Source organism: Burkholderia sp. ZZQ-2 (assembly GCF_050768715.1).
Taxonomy (GTDB): domain Bacteria; phylum Pseudomonadota; class Gammaproteobacteria; order Burkholderiales; family Burkholderiaceae; genus Burkholderia; species Burkholderia cepacia.
The window spans coordinates 150,306-167,346 of record NZ_LDVA01000297.1 but is presented as its reverse complement, the minus strand read 5'-3'; the positions used below and the strand labels follow the sequence as shown (position 1 = coordinate 167,346).

The 17,041-nt window shown below is 66.3% G+C and carries 15 protein-coding genes; 8 read left to right on the top strand and 7 right to left on the bottom strand.

Going from position 1 to position 17,041, the window contains the following annotated elements:
• Position 1: 1 nt before the first annotated feature.
• The 5 genes from ABY44_RS26670 to ABY44_RS26650 all read right to left on the bottom strand — a co-directional run bounded on the left by ABY44_RS26670 (position 2) and on the right by ABY44_RS26650 (position 5,163).
• Positions 2-1,297, bottom strand: a complete 1,296-nt coding sequence (locus ABY44_RS26670) for an HlyD family secretion protein (RefSeq protein WP_027791389.1) — start codon at positions 1,295-1,297, stop codon at positions 2-4.
• A 12-nt stretch (positions 1,298-1,309) separates the two neighbouring features.
• The gene (locus ABY44_RS26665) at positions 1,310-2,314 is read right to left on the bottom strand and encodes a hypothetical protein (protein WP_060171256.1); all 1,005 of its coding nucleotides are present in this window, start codon (positions 2,312-2,314) and stop codon (positions 1,310-1,312) included.
• The gene (locus ABY44_RS26660; RefSeq protein WP_059683259.1) at positions 2,311-4,431 is read right to left on the bottom strand and encodes a peptidase domain-containing ABC transporter; all 2,121 of its coding nucleotides are present in this window, start codon (positions 4,429-4,431) and stop codon (positions 2,311-2,313) included. The genes ABY44_RS26665 and ABY44_RS26660 overlap by 4 nt, the downstream gene beginning before the upstream one ends.
• A gap of 144 nt (positions 4,432-4,575) precedes the next feature.
• Complete coding sequence (locus ABY44_RS26655) at positions 4,576-4,761, bottom strand: hypothetical protein (RefSeq protein WP_027791386.1); 186 nt, start codon at positions 4,759-4,761, stop codon at positions 4,576-4,578.
• A gap of 225 nt (positions 4,762-4,986) precedes the next feature.
• Positions 4,987-5,163: a hypothetical protein gene (locus tag ABY44_RS26650; RefSeq protein WP_006479216.1), complete on the bottom strand. Its 177-nt coding sequence runs from the start codon at positions 5,161-5,163 to the stop codon at positions 4,987-4,989.
• 278 nt (positions 5,164-5,441) lie between these two features.
• Here ABY44_RS26650 and ABY44_RS26645 point away from each other — a divergent pair, with 278 nt between their 5' ends.
• From ABY44_RS26645 to ABY44_RS26615, 7 genes are all read left to right on the top strand, one after another.
• Complete coding sequence (locus ABY44_RS26645; protein ID WP_060171131.1) at positions 5,442-6,857, top strand: TolC family protein; 1,416 nt, start codon at positions 5,442-5,444, stop codon at positions 6,855-6,857.
• 492 nt (positions 6,858-7,349) lie between these two features.
• Positions 7,350-8,387, top strand: coding sequence for an aliphatic amidase (locus ABY44_RS26640; RefSeq protein WP_021159493.1), 1,038 nt, complete (start codon positions 7,350-7,352; stop codon positions 8,385-8,387).
• A gap of 68 nt (positions 8,388-8,455) precedes the next feature.
• Positions 8,456-8,938 (top strand): AmiS/UreI family transporter, encoded by a 483-nt coding sequence (locus tag ABY44_RS26635; RefSeq protein ID WP_021159494.1) that lies wholly within the window; start codon positions 8,456-8,458, stop codon positions 8,936-8,938.
• Positions 8,938-9,777 carry a CbbQ/NirQ/NorQ/GpvN family protein gene (locus ABY44_RS26630; protein WP_060171133.1) on the top strand — a complete coding sequence of 280 codons (840 nt, stop codon included), beginning with the start codon at positions 8,938-8,940 and terminating at the stop codon, positions 9,775-9,777. Before ABY44_RS26635 ends, ABY44_RS26630 begins: the two co-directional genes overlap by 1 nt.
• Positions 9,774-11,333 carry a nitric oxide reductase activation protein gene (locus ABY44_RS26625; RefSeq protein WP_060171135.1) on the top strand — a complete coding sequence of 520 codons (1,560 nt, stop codon included), beginning with the start codon at positions 9,774-9,776 and terminating at the stop codon, positions 11,331-11,333. Before ABY44_RS26630 ends, ABY44_RS26625 begins: the two co-directional genes overlap by 4 nt.
• Positions 11,334-11,365: 32 nt before the next feature.
• A complete protein-coding gene (locus ABY44_RS26620; RefSeq protein ID WP_060171137.1) occupies positions 11,366-12,508 on the top strand; it encodes a transporter substrate-binding domain-containing protein in 1,143 nt (380 codons plus the stop codon).
• Between the two features lie 6 nt (positions 12,509-12,514).
• A complete protein-coding gene (locus tag ABY44_RS26615; protein ID WP_027791381.1) occupies positions 12,515-13,126 on the top strand; it encodes an ANTAR domain-containing response regulator in 612 nt (203 codons plus the stop codon).
• Positions 13,127-13,170: 44 nt separating this feature from the next.
• Here the strand turns inward: ABY44_RS26615 and ABY44_RS26610 are convergent, their stop codons facing one another.
• Positions 13,171-13,620, bottom strand: coding sequence for a winged helix-turn-helix transcriptional regulator (locus tag ABY44_RS26610; RefSeq protein ID WP_027791380.1), 450 nt, complete (start codon positions 13,618-13,620; stop codon positions 13,171-13,173).
• A 352-nt stretch (positions 13,621-13,972) separates the two neighbouring features.
• Here ABY44_RS26610 and ABY44_RS26605 point away from each other — a divergent pair, with 352 nt between their 5' ends.
• Positions 13,973-14,896 (top strand): alpha/beta fold hydrolase, encoded by a 924-nt coding sequence (locus tag ABY44_RS26605; protein ID WP_060171138.1) that lies wholly within the window; start codon positions 13,973-13,975, stop codon positions 14,894-14,896.
• 86 nt (positions 14,897-14,982) lie between these two features.
• Here ABY44_RS26605 and ggt read toward each other — a convergent pair whose 3' ends face one another.
• The gene (gene ggt / locus ABY44_RS26600) at positions 14,983-16,704 is read right to left on the bottom strand and encodes a gamma-glutamyltransferase (RefSeq protein WP_027791378.1); all 1,722 of its coding nucleotides are present in this window, start codon (positions 16,702-16,704) and stop codon (positions 14,983-14,985) included.
• Positions 16,705-17,041 lie beyond the last annotated feature (337 nt).

The window sequence follows — 17,041 nt, the reverse complement described above, 5'->3', positions numbered from 1 at the left end:
CTCAGGCCGGCACGCCGAACAGGCGTTGACGGATGCGGTACAACGGCTCGAACAGCCATTCGAGCAGGCTGCGCCGCTCCAGCACGATGTCGGCCTTCAGCATCATCCCGGCCCGCAGCGACAGCGGCCGCCCTTCGAACGCCGGCGTGCGGTCGGCCAGCTCGACCCAGGTCTTGAAGTAGGTCTGCGGCGTGGCGGCATCGCCCGGCAGGTTCAGCTCCTTCGCGGAAAACGCGACGGGCGAGATCGACAGCACCTTGCCGCGATACGTGCCGAACTTCTCGACCGGATAGCTTGCGTACGCAACCTTCACCTCCTGCCCCTTCTTCACGAAGCCGGCCTTCGACGACGGAATGTAGACCTCGGCGATCAGCCCGTCCGCCTTCGCGGGCAGGATCTCGACGACGCGCGTACCCGGCGGGTCGATCACGCCGCCCTGCACGACGTCGAGCCGCACGATCTGCCCGTCGGCCGGCGCGTACAGCACCTGGTTCACGTTCTCGTCGATGTTGTATTCCTTCGCGTTCAGCTCCTCCTGCTTGATCTTCAGTTCCGCGTTCGCACCGTCGTACTTGCTCTGCATCGTGTCGAGGTCGCCGCGCAGCTTCATCGCATTCTTCGCGAGCTCGGCGCGGCGGAGCAGCAGGTCCTGGTACGCCTGCCCGGCCTGCAGGTACTGCGTGTTCACCTGGTTGTACTGCTCGAGCGTCACGACCTGTTCGTCGAGCAGCTGCTTCACGCGTGCGCGCCGTTCGCCGTACTCGTCGACGATGCGCTTCTGGTCCTGGATCTGCCGGTCGATCAGCCCGCGGCTCTCGCCCTGCGCGGCGATCTGCTGGTTGATCTGCTGTACCGACGACCGGTATTCGAGGCGTGCCGCGTCGATCTGCTGCGTGACCTCGACGCGCTGCCGGTCGAGCGCCGCACGCATCCCCTGCACGTTGTTCGCCTGGCTCACGAAGCTCGTGTCGCGCGTCACCGCCAGCAGCCGCTGGCCGGCCTTCACGTGCTGGTCCTTGCCGACGTAGACGTCGCGCACGGCCCAGCCCGGCGGTGCGCTGACGCCGATCAGCCCCGAACGCGGCGTCAGCATCCCCGACACGCTCTCGGTGTTCGCGTAGCTCAGTTCGACGAGCGCGGTCACGAACATCGCGAACATCGCGAGCGACAGGTAGCAGAAGAAGCGCATCGACACCGGCACGTCGACGACGCCGTGGATCACGGTGCCGAAGGTCGTGCCGCGCGCGAGCTTGCGCGACGGCTTCTGTTCTCGGAGGGCGGAGTTCCAGGTCGGCATGGGGCAGGCTCGTCAGGAGCGACGCCGCGCGGCCGCATCGAGCAGCGGCGTCGGCATCAGGTAAGGCGTGAAGTGTTCCCAGAAATGCCACTGCTCGGGCTGCCGCACGAGCGCCTGTTCGAGACGGTCGACGATGCGCTGGTGCGTGGCGCGCACCGGCGACGCGTCGTCGTCCGCGCCGAGCATCGGCACGAGCGGGCTGGCCGCGAGCTCGGTGAAATGCACCGCGCAGCGATCGCGGAACGGCACGCCCGTCGCATACGCGACGAGCAGCGGAATCCCCTGCTCGACCGCGAGCTTCACGCCGCCGCCGGCCATCCGCACCCAGCGGCCGCCGAGCCGGCAGCGGTTGGTCTTGCCGAACTTGCCGTGCAGGTCGGAGAACAGCAGAAACACGGGCGCCTCGCGCCGCAGGCTCGTGATTAGCCGCCGCAGGTGCACGCGCTCCTCGATGTCGATGAACTCGACTTCGCCGGCGCCGTATTCGGCGACGAGCCGCAGCGCATCGTCGAAGAACGCGCCGGGCGCATCCCGGTGCAGGATCACCATCAGCTTGCGGTCGTCGGGGATCATGAAGCGCAGCTTCGTGACGAACAGCATCAGGTTGCCGAAGTGCAGCCCCGCGAGCATCAGCGGGCCGCCGCACGCGAGTGCCGCCCGCAGCTGCTCGTCGCCTTCGCACGCCATCCCGTCGATCATCGACTTCATCGATTCGAGGCTGTGCGTGCGCAGCTTGAGCCCCGCGAATTCCGCTTCGAACAGTTCGCGCACGATCGCCGCCGACACGTCCCGCACGCGTCGCGGATCGTCGTTCAGGTGCGCGCTCAGCATGTATGCGACCGCGCGCTCGATCGACTCGCGAATGCACGGAAAGCAGCGCAGGCAGGCGCCCGAGCACCAGCGCATCAGCCGCAGCCCGCGCGCCGGCGACGTGCGCAGCGCGACGGCGCGCACCGCGCGCCGCACCAGGAACGCATACGAGAAAGGATTGAGCAGGAAGAGTCGCCCGAGCATCACCGTGCCTCCTCGGCCGCGCGCCACGCATCGGTCGCGTCGGTCAATACGCCGTCGTGCATCTGGTAGATCCGGTCGACCATCGACAGGATCGACGCGTCGTGCGTGACGAGCACGATCGTGCACGGCAGCGTCAGCACGTTGCGGCAGATCTCGTGGGTCGTCGCCTGATCGAGGTTCGACGAGAATTCGTCGAGGATCAGCAGGCGCGGCTCGCAATACAGCGCCCGCGCGATCAGGAGCCGCTGCATCTGCCCGGCCGACAGGAATTTCTGCGTATCGCCGAGCGGCGTGTCGTAGCGATGGTCGAGCCGCTCGATCTCGTCGTGGATGCACGCGAGCTTCGCCGCGTCGAACATCGCGCCGATGCGCGGCGCGGGCGCGAAGTTCGTGATGTTGTCGCGGATCGTGCCGCGAAACAGCTGGTCGGACTGCGTGACGGCCGCGAGATGCTTGCGGTACTGCCGCAGGTTCACTTCCGCGAGATCGACGCCGCCGACGAACAGCGTGCCGGGCTCGGGCCGCACGAGCCCGCAGATCAGGTTCAGCAGCGTCGTCTTGCCGCTGCCGGTGCGGCCGACGATCGCGATCTTGCTGCCGGCCGGCACGTCGAGCGCGATGTCGCGCAGGATCGGGCGGTTGCCGCCCTTCGGCGTGTACGACAGCGCGCGGATGGAAAGCGTGCCGTCGAAACCGTCGACGGGCCGCACGACCGCGTCCGGCGCGGGTTCCTCGGTCTCGGTCTGCAACACGTCGGCGACGCGGTCCATGTGCACCTGCAACACCTTGCGGCGCACGTAGAGCTGGATCGAGTCGATGAACTTGTCCGCGAACAGGTTCTTGTACTGGATGAACGCGTAGATCACGCCGATCGTGCTCTGCCCGTGCATGACGAGCCACGCGCCGTATGTGACGATCACGAGCTGCTCGACGTGCACGATCCCCTTCGACACCGCATCGAACAGCAGTTGCAGCCGCTCCTGCTGGCGCATCGCCTGCAGCTTCTGCGTGAACGCGTTGACCCACAGGCTGCTGCGCGCGGTTTCGGCCGACAGCAGCTTGATCGAGTGCGCGGAGCGGATGTTCTCGATCAGCAGCGCATCGGCTTCCGCGCCGCGCGTGAGGATCTGCGACATCGCGTCCTGCAGCTGCGGCTGGATCGCGAGCCGGCTGAGCGCGAACAGCACCATCCCGGCCAGACTGATGCCGGCCAGCACCGGGCTGTAGTACAGCATCAGCACGAGCGTCAGCGTGCAGGTGACGATATTCAGCAGCCCGCCGACCAGCCCGTCGACGAGAAACCGCCCGACCTCCGACACCGACGACACGCGCGAGATCGAATCGCCGGTGTTGTGGAACAGGAAATAGCCGATCGGCAGCCGCGCGAGATGCCCGACCATGTTCGCCGACAACTGCTGCGACACGATGTTGCGCAGGTAGCTCTTGATGTTGCCGACGAGGTTCGCGTAGAGCGTGTCGAACAGGAACACGATCGCGAACAGGATCGTCAGCAGGTACAGGATGTCGACGTCGGTCTTCTTCAGCGCCTCGTCGATCGTCAGTTGCACGTACGACGGGCCGAGCAGCAGCAGGAGCTGCGCGGCGACGCCGCCCGCGATGCCGATCGCGAGGCTCTTGCGAATGCCGGTCAGCCCTTCGAGGTAGTCGCGCAGCCGGATCCGGTCGGCCTGCCCCGCCCGCGTGAAGCCGATATCGGGATTCAGTTCGAGCGCGTAGCCCGTGATGTGCGTGAGCGCCTGCGCGAGCGGCAGCTTCGTTTCGCCGAGCGCCGGATCGACGATGTGCACGCTGCCGTAGCCGACCTTCGTCAACACGACATAGTGGTTCATCCCCCAGTGCAGGATGCACGGCGTCTTGAGCGCGTCGAGTTCGCCCGCGTCGAACTGCAGCCCGCGTGCGCGCAGGCCGAGATCGTTCGAGATCTCCATCAGGTCGAAGAACGACAGCCCGGAATCGATCCGGACCGGATAGCGGTTGCGCAGCGTGCGCAACGTCGTTTCGCGCCCGTGCCACGACGCGATCATCGCGAGGCAGGCCAGGCCGCACTCCGTCACCTCGTCCTGCAGGACCGGACGGACTTTACGCGTATTGAAGAGCATGGTCGGGCACCCGAGGCGCGACGACACGCCGCCCGGGCCTGCCGATGCGGGCCCGTGGCGGGTCGTGCGCGATACGCAAGGGCACAGCCGGCACGCTGCCGGCTGCGACGGAAGACCGGTGTTACCGGCCGCCTGGCGGGCCGCTCAGCGCGACGAGCCGAGCGACATCCGGAACTGTTCGACGGCGCGGGTCTGGTACTGGGTCATCAGGCCCTGCAGCGTGGTCCCGATCGACTGGTTGACGAGATCGACCGTATAGGCGGCCGAATTGGAGTAAAGCGACGCGCCGCCGCGAATCTGGCGGGCCTGTTCTTCCGTGATGTCTCGCATTTGTTGTGGCCTTTATATTGTCGGAATGCCCGCCACCGTCAGCCAATTGAAATTTCAATGGCCGTTAACTTTATTACGGGGATAATCCGGCACTCCCGCCTCCTGATAATCGCCCGAACCGGAAATAATGCATTCCGGATTCGCTTTATTGCCACTTCGGCGATCGATTCTTTTCCTTCTGTTTCGCAGCATTTCGCGCGGGGGGCGCCTCCCCGCGCACGGCGGTTACTTGCCGGTGTTATTGAACGTCTTCGGGTTCTGCAGGTAATTGCCGAGGCTCGGCAGGAACTGGCCGAGCGCGGTCACCACCGGCGCGGCGTCAACGGCGAGGCTACCCAGCGAGCTGATCGCACCGCCGCCATGCACATTCCTGACCTGTTCCGTCGTCATGACCTTCATCATTCTCTCCTCGTAAAAAATAAAGATGATGCAAAGAACCTTCATTGAAAGACAAACGGCTTTTAATCCCTAGCGACTTGTTAATCTAATAATCACTGCGATTACGAGCCGAAATCAGGCTATCATGCGGGCGCATCGGAATTCAATGGAGGACACACTCTTACAGGCGCGTTTTCCGGTGCGCCACGGATGGCAGGCATTCATTCTGTTTGAATTTCAATTTCAATACGTTTAAATCCCGCCGCAATGCATTGCGGCACGGGCAGGAGACGGAGACGGCCATGTTTGAAACGAGGCGCGCGAATTACGGATCGGCGACGCGGAATTCGGGTAATTCCCTATCAAGTTTTACGACTAGGTGGAATCCCCGACTTGCAACCGTGACATTGTTCGCTGTAACGATAGCCGGCCTGTCGGCGAACGCGCGCGCGTTCTGCCTCGACACCGCCTACCAGTACGCGGTCGTGCACGATCCACGCTACCTGCAGGCGCGCAGCGAATACGATGCGGCCCGCCAGAAATTCCCCGAAGCACGCGCGCAGATGTTGCCGCAGGCCGCCGCGCAACTCGAATGGGGACGCTACGGTACGCACGCGAACCTGTTCGGCATCGACGTCAGCGGCTCGAGCAATGCCGCATACGGTTCCGCGCAGGTCACGCAGGCGCTGTTCAACGTGCCCTACCTGTACGACATGCGGCGCGCGACCGAGTACGAGGAATCGGCGAAACAGAAACTCGAAGTCGCGAAGCAGGACCTGATCCTGCGCGTCGCGAACGCGTGCTTCGACCTGCTGAGCGCACGCGAGAAACTGCAGTCGGCCGACGACGAAGTGAGCGCGCTCACCCGGCTCGAAAGCGATACGCGACGCATGGCACAGCTCGGCATGAAGACGATCGGCGACACGGCCGAAATCGAGGCGCGCCGCAGTCTTGCGCAATCCGACGAAGCCCTCGCGCAAACCGACGTGGACGCGCGCCGCGCGCGCTACGAGACGCTGCTCGGTTCGACGATCGATTTCTCGCGCTGGCCGCGGCTCGCGATGCGCGGCTCGTCGCCGCGCATTCCGTCGGGCGAATACGCGCCGCAGGACAACCCCGCGTACCGGCAGGCGTACCGCGACGTCCAGGTCGCGCGGCTCGCCGCGAAGCGCGTCAGCGCCGAGCACTTGCCGACCGTCGACCTGTTCGCGTCGTATTCGCGCGGGCTCAACCCGAACCTGCGCGGGCTCACCGATCGCTCCGACTTCCATCAGAGCGCGGTCGGCGTGCAGGTGACGATCCCGATCTTCTCGGGCGGCAGCGTGTACTACCGGCAGGTGGAAGCCGAGCACGTGACCGAGCAGTACCGCAACCGGCTGCGCGAAGTCGAGGAGCAACTGGGCACCGATCATCGCGAGGCGCTGTCCGCGCTCGAATCGGTCGGCAAGCGCATCCGCGCGCTGCAGCAGTCGCTGCAGGCCGCGCGGCTCGCATACGATTCGTCGATGAAGGCGCATCAGGTCGGTTACAGCACGACGTACGAAACGCTGAACCTGCGGCGCGACATCTCGGGCATCCGGCAGAAGCTGTTCGACAGCTATCTCGACGCGCTGAAGCTGCAGCTGAAGCTGAAAAGCGTGCTCGGCACGCTCGACGAGCAGTCGTTGATCGCGGTGGACAGCTTTCTCGAAAGCAATGCGGTGAGCGAGCGCGGTTAAGCGTAGTTGAGCGTGGGTCGGCGCGCATCGCGCATCGGCATCGCGCAAAAAGGTTGTACACGCAACCTTGATGGCCGATGCCGACGCGCCGGCCGGCCGATCCATCGAAGCCGGCGCGGAACGACAATGCGCCGTCGTTCACGCAAGCGTGCGTCCGACCCCGCTCGATCGCGCGGCGCAATACACGATCCCGGGCGCACGCCGCGCCCTCACCGCGTGCAGGGGTATACGCGATGTTGCGTCCAAAAAAAACTTTGCCTAGAGTGCATCCCATCGATCCGGCGGACAAAGACGTCCCACGATCGTGCGCAGCGCGCGCCCGCTAGCCCGCGCTTCGCCGGCCCCGTTTCGGGCCGCCCATCCGCATTCCCGTTATCCGACAGCGTTGTCGGATGAACAGACCGGCAAAGAAGCCCTTGCCTCGCTCGTCGAGGCAAGGGCTTTTTTTTGTCTTTCGAAAACGCACGTCTTCACCCGAACCAGGAGCACACCATGCGTCATGGCGATATTTCCAGCAGCAACGACGCCGTCGGCGTCGCCGTCGTCCAGTACAAGATGCCGCGCCTGCATACGCGCGCCGACGTGATCGCGAACGCCCGCGAAATCGCGGAGCGCGTGGTCGGCATCAAGCGCGGCCTGCCCGGCATGGACCTCATCGTGTTTCCCGAGTATTCGACGCACGGGATCATGTACGACGCGAAGGAGATGTATGACACCGCATCGACGATCCCCGGCGAGGAAACCGACATCTTCGCGGCCGCGTGCCGCAAGGCGAACGTGTGGGGCGTGTTCTCGCTGACCGGCGAGCGCCACGAGGAACACCCGGACAAGGCGCCGTACAACACGCTCGTGCTGATCAACAACCAGGGCGAGATCGTGCAGAAGTACCGCAAGATCATGCCGTGGGTGCCGGTCGAAGGCTGGTATCCGGGCGACTGCACATACGTCGCCGAAGGGCCGAAGGGGCTGAAGATCAGCCTGATCATCTGCGACGACGGCAACTACCCGGAGATCTGGCGCGACTGCGTGATGCGCGGCGCCGAGCTCGTCGTGCGCTGCCAGGGCTACATGTACCCGGCGAAGGACCAGCAGGTGCTCGTGTCGAAAGCGATGGCGTTCATGAACAACTGCTACGTGGCAGTCGCGAATGCGTCCGGATTCGACGGCGTGTACTCGTATTTCGGCCACTCGGCGATCGTCGGCTTCGACGGCCGCACGCTCGGCGAATGCGGCGAGGAAGAGAACGGCGTGCAGTACGCGGAGCTGTCGGTGAGCCTGATCCGCGACGCGCGACGCAACATGCAGTCGCAGAACCACTTGTACAAGCTGCTGCACCGCGGCTACACGGGCAAGATCGGTTCCGGCGAATCGCCGAACGGCGTCGCGCAATGCCCGTTCGAGTTCTATGCGAACTGGGTGAACGACCCGGACGGCACGCGCCAGGCCGTCGAACGCCTGACACGCGCAACACCCGGCACGCCCGAATGCCCGATCGAAGGCATTCCGTCCGAAGCGCCCGCGCATCGCTGAACCCGCGCCCCGCCCGGCCGTTCGCGCTGCCTGCGCGAACGGCGCCGTCTCACTCTGGAGCCTTCATCATGCTCGGTGTCGCTCTTTTCTTCATCGGCGCGGTGCTGGTCGTCAACGGCGTCGCGCTCACCGGCCGCATCGAACCGCGCGACGCGGCCGGCCTGAACCTGCTCGTCGGGCTGCTCGCGCTGCTGATCAACCTCGCCGGCCTCGTGCAGGCGTCGGCGCCGCCGCAGTTTTTCTCGAGCGCGGGCGGGCTGCTGTTCGCGTTCACGTACCTGTACCTCGCCGCCGTCCAGTGGCGCGGGCTGCAAGGCGCCGGCCTCGGCTGGTATTGCCTGTTCGTCGCGATCAGCGCACTCGTCTATGCGGGCACGTCGAGCGACGCGCGTTTCGGGGCGATGTGGCTGCTGTGGTCGAGCCTGTGGTTCCTGTTCTTCGTCGCGCTCGGGCTGAAGCGGACCGTGCGCTTCCTGCCCGGCTACACGATCGCGATCGGCGTCGGCACCTGCTGGCTGCCCGGCATGCTGATGATGACGGGGAGGTGGTAATGAGCGCACGCGATACGCCGCTGGCCACCGATCCGCTCGCCGGGCACCGCATCGCCGATGTGCCGTTCTACCAGCCGGCCGGTGCCGAGGCCGACTGGTTCGAGACGGCCTGCCGCCATCACCTGCCGGTCCTACTGAAAGGGCCGACCGGCTGCGGCAAGACGCGTTTCGTCGAATACATGGCGTGGCGCATGGGCCTGCCGCTGATCCAGGTCGCGTGCAACGACGACACGTCGGCGGCCGACCTGACGGGCCGCCACCTGCTCGACGCCGACGGCACCTACTGGGCCGACGGGCCGCTCACGCTCGCGGCACGGCATGGCGCGATCTGCTATCTCGACGAGATCGTCGAGGCGCGCCCCGACGCGACGGTCGTGATCCACCCGCTGACCGATTCGCGGCGCGTGCTGCCGCTCGACCGGCTCGGCGAAGTCGTCCATGCGCATCCGGATTTCCATCTGGTGATCTCGTACAACCCCGGCTATCACGGCGAGCACCGGCGGCTGAAGCCGTCGACGCGGCAACGTTTCGTCGCAATCGACTTCGGCTATCCGGATGCCGCCCACGAGGCCGACGTCGTCGTGCGCGAAAGCGGCGCCGACCGCGAAACCGCGCGCCGGCTCGTCGATCTTGCGCAGCGCACGCGGGCGCTGGCGCAGGCGGGCAACGGGCTCGACGAAGGCGCGTCGACGCGCCTGCTCGTGCACGCGGCCCGGCTGATCGTCGCGGGGCTCGCGCCGCTCGATGCCTGCCGGGTCGCGATCAGCGACGCGGCGACCGACGACGCCGACACGCGTGCCGCGTTGCAGATGATGGCCGCCGCGTACTTCGCGACATGAGCGCACTGCCACTCGCCCGCTTCCTGCACGGGATGACCGCGCACGAGACCGACGTGCGCCTCGACGACGCGGCGCCGCGCGCGACGCTCGGCCATGCCGCGCTGCGCGTGCCCCGTGCGTTGCCGCCCGATGCGCGCATCGCGGCGGCCGCGCACGCGCTGGCTCACTGGCGGCACTCGCCGTCCAGCGAGCCGGCCGACACGCTGACGCAGATCGGTTCGGCCGTCGCCGGCGTGATCGAGGATGCGCGCGTCGAGGCGCTGCTGGCCCGCGAATGGCCGGGGCTCGCAACGTTCTGGGCGCCGGCGTTCGCACCGATCGGCCGTGAAGGACTCACGTTCGGCTGCCTGTGCGCGCGGCTCGCGAAAGCGCTGTTCGATCCGTCTTATCTCGACGGCAACCCGTGGGTCGACAAGGGCGCGCAGCTGTTCGCCGAGCGGCGCGACACGCTCGACGATTACCGTGCGTTTCGCACGATTGCGTCGAGGCTCGCGAACGATCTCGGCCAGATGCGCGTCCGCTTCGAACCCGACGACGGCGCATGGCTGCCCTATCGCGACGACAATGCGTGGCTGTGGGCGCAGCCGGCCACCGCGGCGGCCGAACAGGCGGGCAACGACGGCGTCGAGATGTCGGCCTCGACCGGCGGCCACAGCGACGAACCCGACGACGCACCGCCGTCCGCACCCGATGCGCCGCGCTATCCCGAGTGGAATTGCCACACGCAGCGCGAACGACACGACTGGACGACGATCGTCGAACGCGCGCCCGCCACGTCGGCGCCGCCGCCGTCGCTTTCCGCACTGATCGACGCCGACCGGCGCGCGGCAAAGCGAATGCCGGCCGCGCGCGCATCGGAGCTGCTGCGGCGCGTGGGCCGCCAGCTCGACGGCGATGCGCTCGACGTCGATGCGGCGATCGCCGCACGCATCGCCCGGTGCGCCGGGCACGCGCCCGATCCGCGCGTGTTCCGTCGCCGCGTGCCGCACGACGCGCGCGGGCCCGTGCTGATCCTGCTCGACCTGTCGGCGTCGACGGCCGCGCAGGTCGCCACGCTCGAGAAACGCGCGGCGTTCGTGCTCGGCGACCTGTTCGACCGGCAGCGGCGCCGCTGGGCCGTGCACGGCTATACGTCGGACGGACGGCATCGCGTGTACTACGTGCGCTTCAAGGATTTCGGCGAAGCGTTCGACGCCGGCCGCCGCGCGGCGCTGCTCGCGGCCGACAGCGGGATGAGCACGCGCACGGGCGCGGCACTGCGGCATGCGCTGGCCTTGCTGCGCCGCGAAGCCGCGAGCGCGCGGGCCGCCGTGCTGCTGATCGGCGACGGCGAAGCCGCCGACATCGACGTGTTCGACCCACGCTACCTCGTCGAGGATGCGCGTCACGCGGCACGCCAGGGCCGGCGGCGCGGTGTCGCGATTGCGGGTCTGTCGTTCGGCGAGCCGCCCGGGTTGTCTACAATACTTGGCGTCGGCCCGCGCTGCGTGCACGCGGCGAACGGCGACGCATTGCCGGCCGTCGTCGCGCACGCGGCCGGACGACTGACCGCGTGACGGCCCCACCCGGAAGAGACAGGAACGACCGAATGAACAGTGTGAAGGTTGGCGTATTGTTCTCGCAGAGCGGATGCACGTCGCACCTTGGCCGGAGCCAGTTGCGCGGCACGCTGCAGGCGATCGCCGAGATCAACGAAGCGGGCGGCGCGAACGGCTGCGAGATCGTGCCCGTCGTGCACGACGCCTGTTCGGACCCGGCCGTCTATGCGCGGCTCGCAGAGGAACTGATCGCCACCGAGCGCGTGAACGTGCTGTTCGGCGGATACATGTCGAGCAGCCGCAAGGCGCTGATTCCGATCGTCGAGAAGTGGGACAAGCTGCTGTTCTACCCGACGCTCTACGAAGGCTTCGAGTTCTCGCCGAACGTGATCTACACGGGTGCGGCCCCGAACCAGAACAGCGTGCAGCTCGCTGCGTTCATGACCGCGCAGTTCGGTGCGCGCGTGTATCTCGTCGGGTCCGACTATATCTACCCGTACGAGTCGAACCGCATCATGATCGACCTCGTCACGCAGCATCCGGAAGGCCAGATCCTCGGCGAGGTCTACATGCCGCTCGTCGCGTCCGAGCAGGATTTCGCGGCGGTCGTCGAGGACATCCGCGCGAAGGCGCCCGACTTCGTGTTCAGCACGCTCGTCGGCGACAGCACGGCCGCGTTCTACCGTGCGTATGCGCAAGCCGGTCTCGATGCACGCAGGATGCCGATCGCGAGCCTGACGACCTCCGAGATCGAGCTCGGTCAGATGGGCGCGGCCGCGGCCGGCCACTACACGTCGTCGCCCTACTTCCAGACCATCGATTCGGACGTGAACCGGCGCTGCATCGCGCAGCTCAAGGCGCGCTTCGGCGACGACGCGAGCGCCTCCGCGCCGTGGGAAGCCGCGTATTTCCAGGTTCACCTGTTCGCCAATGCACTCGCGCGCGCCGGCACCGACCAGCGCGACCGCCTCGTCGAACATCTCGCGGACGCGGAATTCGACGCACCGCAGGGCCGCGTGAAGATCGACCGGCTTACGCAGCACACGTGCCTGTACCCGCGCATCGGCTGCGCGACGGCCGACGGCAATTTCACGATCGTGCGCGAAGCGACGCGGCGCGTGCATCCCGATCCGTACCTCGTCACGCATTCGCTCGGCGACCGCGTGCACGCGCCCGACGAACAGAAGGCGTAACCGACGATGCGCGCCCGCACCCCGATCCGCTCGACGCCGCGCCTGCTCGCCGAACTGCGCTCGCTGCGCGTGATGGTGTACTACCCGGATGACGACAACGGGCTGCTGCTCGTCGAGCAGCTCTCGCGCATCGGTTGCCCGAGCGAGCAGCGCTGGCCGCCGCCCGCCGCGCTGCCGGAGAGCGTCGACCTCGTGATCCTCGCGGTCCGGCCCGACCTGCTGCACCTGTCGATCCCGTGGCTCGAGGACGATGCGCGGCCGCCGCTCATCGCCGTCACGACCTACGAAAGCCCGACGATCCTCGAACTGATGCTGCGCATCGACGCGCAGAGCGCGGTGACGACGCCGGTGCGTTCGTTCGGCCTGTTGAGCGCGATGGCGCTCGCGTGTCACCAGAGCCGGCGGCACGACGAATACCGGCGCCGCATCGCGCAGCTGGAACAGCGCGTGATGTCCGCTCGCACGCTGCAGGAAGCGAAGACGCTGCTGATGCAGCACAACGCGATCAGCGAGGAAGAGGCCTATCAGCAGATCCGCTCGCAGGCGATGGAGCGGCGCATCTCGATCAACCAGCTCGCCGAGCAGATCGTGCACGCGCATGCGCTGTTGAAGCGGTAACGCGGACGCGAACGCCGATCGCCGATCGCCGCGCGTCAGGCGCGTCAGTCCGGCGGCGGCAACACGACCGTGTCCTCCGGCCCGAGCACGCGCCCGTCCTGCGAACGCAGCTCGAGCTTCCTGACGGGCAGCCCGGTCTTCCGGTCGACGAGCAGCACGTGCGCCTCGTCGGGTTCGAAGAAGAAATCCTCGCCCCACTGCCGCAATGCGACGAGCAGCGGAAACAGGCCGCGCCCTTTCTCGGTCAGCACGTATTCATGATGTGCGCCGCCGTCCGCGGCCGGCACGATGTCCATGATCCCGTGCGCGACCAGGTTGCGCAGACGCGCGGCCAGGATGTTCTTGGCCAGCCCGAGGTTCTTCTGGAATTCGCCGAAGCGGCGCAACCCGTCGAACGCGTCGCGGACGATCAGCAGCGACCACCAGTCGCCGATCGCGTCCAGCGGGCGGGCAACGCCGCAAAGGGAATCTTCGTGCGTGGTTCGTCTGTTCATCGATGCATGAGGCAATGCCGTTCCGGGAATGCGGCCGGAACGGCGGTTACTCTCGTTGAAATGAATGGTTGCAATATAAAACTCGTCACACGAAAGATCAATCGCGCGGGGCTCGACTGTTCCCGATCGATGAACGCCATGGCCGATTCGGGTCTCATTGGCACTTCAGTTCGTACATCTGGCCTATAAATTCCGGCATTTCCCCGTTCCGGCACATCATCCCGCACCAACGTGCCGAGCATCCGCCGATTGCCGCGGCCCTCTTTTTGGTTGCAACTTGCAACCCGATATCCTACGCTTCGATTCGGTTTCAATTTGAAACCAAACTATCCGACTACCGAAGGAGCGCTCGATGATCCGGTCCGATGCCACGTTCGACGGCACCTTTCCTTTCACCCCGCATTTCGACGACGCATCCGGCTTCCGGATGCACTACGTGGACGAAGGCCCGCACGACGGCGAAACCGTTCTGTGCCTGCATGGCGAACCTACGTGGGGTTACCTGTTCCGCCATCTGGTTGCGGCGCTGCGTCCGACGCACCGCATCGTCGTGCCCGATCACATGGGATTCGGCAAAAGCGCGACGCCGCAGGATCGCAGTTACTGGTTGCAGGACCATATCGACAACCTCGAGCGCTTCGTGCTCGCGCGCGGCCTCGAGCGCATCACGCTCGTGATGCACGATTTCGGCGGCCCGGTCGGCATGGGGCTCGCCGCGCGTCATCCGGATCGCATCCGGCGCATCGTGTCGGCGAACGGGCCGACGCCGTTCGGCCAGCCCGATCTCGTCGAGCGCCTGAATGCGAACGGTCGCGATGCGCCGTGGTTCCAGTGGATCATGCGTGCGGCGGCCGACGACACGCTTGAAACCGTGCTCGGTCAGCTCGGCTTCAACATCCTGAGCACGCTGAAGCTGAACGGTTTCGAGAACCACGCAGTCATCACCGACACGTGGATCGCCGCATACGGTGCGCCGTTCGCGCAACCGGCGGACTGTCTCGGCGCGATCGGATGGGCCCGCGGGTTTGCCGCGGGCGCGCACCGGTTCGAGGTGCCCGATGCGGCGGCATTGCGCGCGATACGCGACAAACCCGCGCTCGCGATCTGGGGAGACGCCGACCGGACACTCGGCGCTGAACATTTCCTGCCGCTCTTCACTGCGCTGTTTCCGTCCGCGCCCGTCGAGCGGTTGGCGGGCGTCGGGCACTACTGCTTCGAGGATGCGCCCGACGCCATCGCGGTGCGGATCGCCGGCTTCATCCGGGCCACCGGCTGAGTGCGTTCCGCAGCGGGCATCCGGCGCCCCGCTGCGGAACACGGCGTGCGCGGCCGCCTTCGCAACCGCGCACGCACCGCTTCACATCAGCGAATGACCCGCGTCACACCACGCCCGCGCGGGTCGGCCATCGCCTCCGGCGTCTTGCCGTCGATCTTGATCACCTGGATGTCGCCGCTGAAATCCTGCCCCTTCAGCGTGTAGCCGCGCGCCTCGATCTGCTTCGCGAGTTCGCCTTCGATCGGGTGGTACGGCTCCCAGAAGATCGTGTTCGGCGGCAGCAGCTGGTGATGGAAGCGCATCGCGCCGACCGCTTCCTTCAACGGCATCTTGAAATCGTAGATGTTGTTGATCACCTGGAAGATCGACGTGAAGATGCGCGAGCCGCCCGGCGTGCCGATCACGAGCGACACCTTGCCGTCCTTCGTCATGATCGTCGGCGACATCGACGACAGCGGGCGCTTCTTCGGTTCGATCGCGTTCGCGTCGCTGCCGACCACGCCGAACATGTTCGCCACGCCCGGCTTCGCGGAGAAGTCGTCCATCTCGTCGTTCAGCACGATGCCCGTGCCGTCGGCGATCACGCCCGAACCGAAATAGCCGTTGACCGTGTAGGTGTTCGACACCGCGTTGCCCCACTTGTCGACCACCGAGAAGTGCGTCGTTTCGGCCTTCTCCGGCATCGTCGTGCCGAGGCCCGGCTGCACGCTCTTCGTATCCGACGGCTCCTTCGGGTTGACTTCGGCCGCCCGCTTCGCGATATAGGCGTCGTCGGTCAGCTGCGCGATCGGCACCTTGTAGAAATCGGGATCGCCGAGATACTGCGCACGATCGGCGAACACGCGCTTCTCGATTTCCGCGACGAGGTGGATGTATTGCGGCGAGTTGAGCTTCACGCCCTCGAAGTCCTGCTTGAGGTCGGCCTTCATCTTCAGCAACTGCACGAGGCCGATGCCGCCCGAGCTCGGCGGCGGCGCGGTGATCACGTCATAACCGTTCCACTTCGCCTGCACCGGCTGGCGCCACACCGCGCGATACTGCGCGAGATCCTCGGTGGTGATCAGCCCGTTGCCGTCGCCGGTCTTCATCGACGCGGCGATCAGCTCGGCCGTCTTGCCCTTGTAGAAACCTTCCGCGCCGTCGTTCGCGATGCGCGTGAGCACGTCGGCGAGATCGGGCTGCTTGAAGTTCACGCCCGCCTTCAGCCCGGAGAAATACTTGTCGAAGTTGGTCTTGCCGCCGAACTCCTTCGACGCGTCGACGCCGCGCTGCGCGAGCTGCTCGTCGACGACGAAGCCATCGCGTGCATAGTGGATCGCCGGCGCGAGCACCTGCTTCCACTTCAGCTTGCCGAAGCGCTTCTGCGCTTCCCACATGCCCGCGACCGTGCCCGGGACGCCGACCGCGCGCGGGCCGTACAGGCTCATGCCCTTGACGACGTTGCCGTCCTTGTCGAGATACATGTCCTTCGTCGCGGCGAGCGGCGCACGCTCGCGGTAGTCGATGAAGTACGGCTTGCCGTCCTTGTAGATCGTCATGAAGCCGCCGCCGCCGATGTTGCCGGCTTCCGGATACGTGACGGCGAGCGTGAAGGCGATCGCGACGGCCGCGTCGATCGCGTTGCCGCCTTCCTTGAAGATCCGCTCCGCGGCATCCGCGCTGTACTTGTCGGCCACCGCGACCGCCGAGCTCGTCAGGACGGCCGGCTGCGGCCCCTTCGCATAGACGGGTGCGTTCGGCAGGAAACCGATGCCGGCCACCGTCGCGAGCACGACAGCGGATGATTTGAAGCGATTCAGCGTAGTCATTGCATGTCCCCCATGTGGATCTCCTTCAGGCAGGAAAAGCACCTGTCCCGCGCATGGCCGCCGGCGCACCGACGGCCATATCCGGTTTCGTAGTATAGGGGGACAAAAAGGGTCGAACACGTGACATGCGATGAAAGCGCATTCGCTGTGTGCGCCTGGTCATGCCGCTGCTTCTCGACACGGATGCGGACAGGTCGAAATTGCACCGGGCGCGCGGCCGCAATTCACACCGGTTCATGTCATCACGCAGCGCACAAAAACCGAAAGTTGCGAACTGCGCGACAGGCCACGTGACGCGTGAAAAAAAATCTGCAAACGTCCGTCCCGCTGCGCGATC

Coding starts and splice junctions, on each gene's coding strand:
- ABY44_RS26670 (WP_027791389.1), bottom strand. CDS start 1,297: ATGCCGACCTGGAACTCCGCCCTCCGAGAACAGAAGCCGTCGCGCAAG.
- ABY44_RS26660 (WP_059683259.1), bottom strand. CDS start 4,431: ATGCTCTTCAATACGCGTAAAGTCCGTCCGGTCCTGCAGGACGAGGTG.
- ABY44_RS26655 (WP_027791386.1), bottom strand. CDS start 4,761: ATGCGAGACATCACGGAAGAACAGGCCCGCCAGATTCGCGGCGGCGCG.
- ABY44_RS26650 (WP_006479216.1), bottom strand. CDS start 5,163: ATGATGAAGGTCATGACGACGGAACAGGTCAGGAATGTGCATGGCGGC.
- ABY44_RS26645 (WP_060171131.1), top strand. CDS start 5,442: ATGTTTGAAACGAGGCGCGCGAATTACGGATCGGCGACGCGGAATTCG.
- ABY44_RS26640 (WP_021159493.1), top strand. CDS start 7,350: ATGCGTCATGGCGATATTTCCAGCAGCAACGACGCCGTCGGCGTCGCC.
- ABY44_RS26635 (WP_021159494.1), top strand. CDS start 8,456: ATGCTCGGTGTCGCTCTTTTCTTCATCGGCGCGGTGCTGGTCGTCAAC.
- ABY44_RS26630 (WP_060171133.1), top strand. CDS start 8,938: ATGAGCGCACGCGATACGCCGCTGGCCACCGATCCGCTCGCCGGGCAC.
- ABY44_RS26625 (WP_060171135.1), top strand. CDS start 9,774: ATGAGCGCACTGCCACTCGCCCGCTTCCTGCACGGGATGACCGCGCAC.
- ABY44_RS26620 (WP_060171137.1), top strand. CDS start 11,366: ATGAACAGTGTGAAGGTTGGCGTATTGTTCTCGCAGAGCGGATGCACG.
- ABY44_RS26615 (WP_027791381.1), top strand. CDS start 12,515: ATGCGCGCCCGCACCCCGATCCGCTCGACGCCGCGCCTGCTCGCCGAA.
- ABY44_RS26610 (WP_027791380.1), bottom strand. CDS start 13,620: ATGAACAGACGAACCACGCACGAAGATTCCCTTTGCGGCGTTGCCCGC.
- ABY44_RS26605 (WP_060171138.1), top strand. CDS start 13,973: ATGATCCGGTCCGATGCCACGTTCGACGGCACCTTTCCTTTCACCCCG.
- ggt (WP_027791378.1), bottom strand. CDS start 16,704: ATGACTACGCTGAATCGCTTCAAATCATCCGCTGTCGTGCTCGCGACG.